The organism is Rhodococcus sp. MT28 (genome assembly GCF_058792695.1).
In genome coordinates, this window is the sequence record NZ_JBXAFD010000054.1 from 1 (window position 1) to 3,062 (window position 3,062).

Here is a 3,062-nt window from a genome sequence, read left to right on the forward strand (position 1 = left end):
CAGAAAGCGGGTGGGGAAAAACAACTGGCCGCCACCGGGGAGAACCCGTGGCCACCAGCGGGGAGAACTACTGGCCGTCAACGGGGAGAACTTCGTGGCCATTGACACCGGTACGGGAAGATTCCGAATGAGCTGAGACTCAATGCTTTACGACGTAGTCCCATTGTCTTCTCCTGAAGCTCTGGGTGTTCCGATAGCTCGACCCCTTGTCTGGTGCAGGTGCTGCCGGTCTCGATGTAAGAACTATCGTTGACAGGGTCGCTTCCATTACCGAGAGCGCTGGACTACGTAAGAAACTGGGTGCAATTCAGTCTATTAATGATTCGACACTCGAGAGCTCTTTGACCTGATCAGGTGCCGTGTCGCCTGCGTCGGCACGAGCCGTATTGAAGAACTCAACCAGACGGCTCTCCTGTCACACGGAACTCCTTAAGGGCGGTCCCATTCAGGATGGCGCCCTTCGCGTTGTCTCCGAGCTATAGATCGCAATCAAGATGGGTTGCAGCCCTTATATGGGCTGTGGCGGTGTCTTCGATGCGGGTTGCGAGGTCGATATCTTCGCGTAGGGAGGCGGATGCGTGGGCAGCTCCGAGGGTGCCAGCGCACAGGGTCCATGCGAGGCGGTGCGTGGTGGGGGTGTCGTTAAATTCGCCGTCGGTGATGGCTGTTTCGATGATGTCGCTGATGGCGTCGACCCAGTGTGCGAATGCTGCGCCGTTGTTGATGGTGGGTTCGCAGGTGAGTTTCATGCCGGCTCGCAGGTTGGTGTTCTCGGTGACCTGACGTGCGAGGGAGATGAAGATCGCTGCGAGCTTCTCCCCTGCCGTGCTGCTCGAACCGGGCAACGATGCTTCGCTGATGGTTTCGGCGAGGGTGTGGTTCCAGTCCGAGATGAGGTGTTCGGCGATCGCTTCTTTGGATGGGAAGTGGTAGTACATCGCGCCTTTGGCGAATTTTCCGGTGTGGGTGATGGTGTTCATGCTGGTGTGGCCGTATCCGTCGGTGTCGAAATGACGGGCGGCGACGGTGATGATCGCTTCGCGTGTTCGCACTGCGCGGTCCTGCATTGCCGAGTTCTTGCTGCCGGGGATGCGCCCGATCCGAGGTCGGGTTGGCGTGGCGGCAGTGCTTTCCGGAGTGGCTGCCGGTTCGTTGGGGCTGTTCACAGGGATGCTCCTTCGACCATGCGTACGGCGGCCGGGGCGGTTCCGCGCCACATCAGCAGCAGATCGTCGACTCGTTTGGTGATGGTGTCGTTTTCGTCGAGGCTAGCGGCAACCTGTACAGCGCCGACGAATCCGGCGCAGAGAGTGTCTGTGAGCCTGGACATGCTTTCGGCGCAGTCGAGGGTTCCGGAACGTATTGCGTCGACGACGATCGGGGTAATCGCGTCGGTCCACGCTTCGTAGGTGGCGCACGCATCACTGAGCGATTTGTCGACGGACAGGATGAGTCCAGCTCGGGTGATCGCTTCGGTTTGGGTACGGCGGGCGAGTTCGCGGTAGATCATGATCACTTGCCGATCGGCGGGTTGACCTGTCGCTGCGGCCTTCCCCACTGTCTCCGAGACGACGTTCTCCCAGCGATGCAGCATTTCTTGGGCGATGGATTCTTTCTTCGAGAAGTGGAAATACATCGCGCCTTTGGTGGTCTCGGAGATCGCCAGGATGTCGTTGATGCTGGTGCCCGCGTACCCGGTTTGGCCGAACAGGGTGGCGGACACCTCGAGGATCGCTTCTCGGGTGATTTTCGCTCGTGGCTGCATAGGTGCTCGGCCGGTTTTACCGTGGTCGATGCCTTCGGATCGGTCGGTATGATTGTTCATGGTCACAGGTGCTTTCTGTGGTCATCGGCCCTGACGGTGTTCGTAGCACTGTCGGGGCCACCCCTTTTATTGGTGTGTGTGGGTCAAACGGTGGTGAGTTCGCTGCGCATCGGGTTCTCGGCGGCTCGCAGGTCGGGCAATGGTGGACTGTCGAAGCCTGCTCCTCGGGCTGCGGTATCGAATTTCTCGTACCGTCGCCATGCGGTCGATGTCGCGACAGGCGGCTTCGATTCCAGAGCGATGGTCTCCCACGTGAGGTTCGGGTTTGTCAGCTTGCGGACCGCTGTGTCTTTGACGTTCTTCGCGAGATTCGACCGGGCGATGAAGGCCATGAGGTCGTCTATGTCGGCATCCGTGTCGCCCTGCGCTTCTTCGGCGTTGCGGCGGTCTGGGAACTCCGTAGCGGAGTCTTGGGGGTCGAGGATCTCGTCGAGGTCGTTCATCGTTTCGTCCACGGAAAACGGCTCCGCAAAGTCCGCAATAACGTCGTGCGGGTCGGTCTGCGCCTCCGCTGTTGCGGTGGCCTCGTTGCGTTCCGCTTCTAGTTGTTCCGCGATATTTCGGGCAACCCGATCGCGGAGGCGAGGGTTTCGGATCGGCCCCCAGGCTGCGGTCAGATCAGATGCAGCAGTCTTTGCATCCTCACTGTCGGTGGCACTTTCGACGATCGCACGGTAGGCGGCGTAGGCCATTCCGACTGCCTTCACCAAGATCGTGATTCCGTGTGTGAACGCCAAGACCAGGGCCGGCGGAATGATCGCTATGGCCGCTGCAATGGCCGGCGCCAGTGGAATGAACCCGAGGTCTCCCCCACCGTCGATCGACTCCTGTGCGGCGATTGCTGCGTGATAGGCGTGGTAAGCGTTTCCGAGAATGCTGATCACGACGACGCTGACTGCAAGCGCTATGTAGAAGCCTCGGTCGCGCTTGTTCATGTTGAGCTTGCTGATGATGACGATGGCGATGGTGGCGCCGAGGATTGCACTGTCGACGATCGCCGGGAAAATCCAGGTCAGGTGTTCGGGGATCAGCGCTTGCCGTGCAAGGTCTCGTTGCACGGCGAAGGAAAGTACGAATGCGCCGGTGGTGATACCGAGCGCAATGACGATCGCGAGTGCGAGTGCAGCAAGCAATGCGCCTAGCTGAACACGGGCAGCTCTGAGGCTAAAGTCGTTCATGATCGGGTTTTTCCTAATTGGTGTGTAGAAGCACGGACCGACGGAGCGGTAACGCTCAC

General features: G+C 59.7%; 3 protein-coding genes. All 3 read right to left on the reverse strand.

The window, feature by feature from the left end; all coding sequences use genetic code 11:
- Nucleotides 1-476: 476 nt before the first annotated feature.
- The 3 genes from AC1Q6C_RS33510 to AC1Q6C_RS33520 all read right to left on the reverse strand — a co-directional run bounded on the left by AC1Q6C_RS33510 (nucleotide 477) and on the right by AC1Q6C_RS33520 (nucleotide 3,003).
- Nucleotides 477-1,166, reverse strand: coding sequence for a TetR family transcriptional regulator (locus AC1Q6C_RS33510; protein ID WP_219469768.1), 690 nt, complete (start codon nucleotides 1,164-1,166; stop codon nucleotides 477-479).
- Nucleotides 1,163-1,825 carry a TetR family transcriptional regulator gene (locus AC1Q6C_RS33515; protein ID WP_219469771.1) on the reverse strand — a complete coding sequence of 221 codons (663 nt, stop codon included), beginning with the start codon at nucleotides 1,823-1,825 and terminating at the stop codon, nucleotides 1,163-1,165. Before AC1Q6C_RS33515 ends, AC1Q6C_RS33510 begins: the two co-directional genes overlap by 4 nt.
- An 83-nt stretch (nucleotides 1,826-1,908) precedes the next feature.
- On the reverse strand, nucleotides 1,909-3,003 hold the full coding sequence (locus AC1Q6C_RS33520; RefSeq protein ID WP_219469766.1) for a DUF2637 domain-containing protein: 1,095 nt from the start codon (nucleotides 3,001-3,003) through the stop codon (nucleotides 1,909-1,911).
- Between the last annotated feature and the right edge of the window lie 59 nt (nucleotides 3,004-3,062).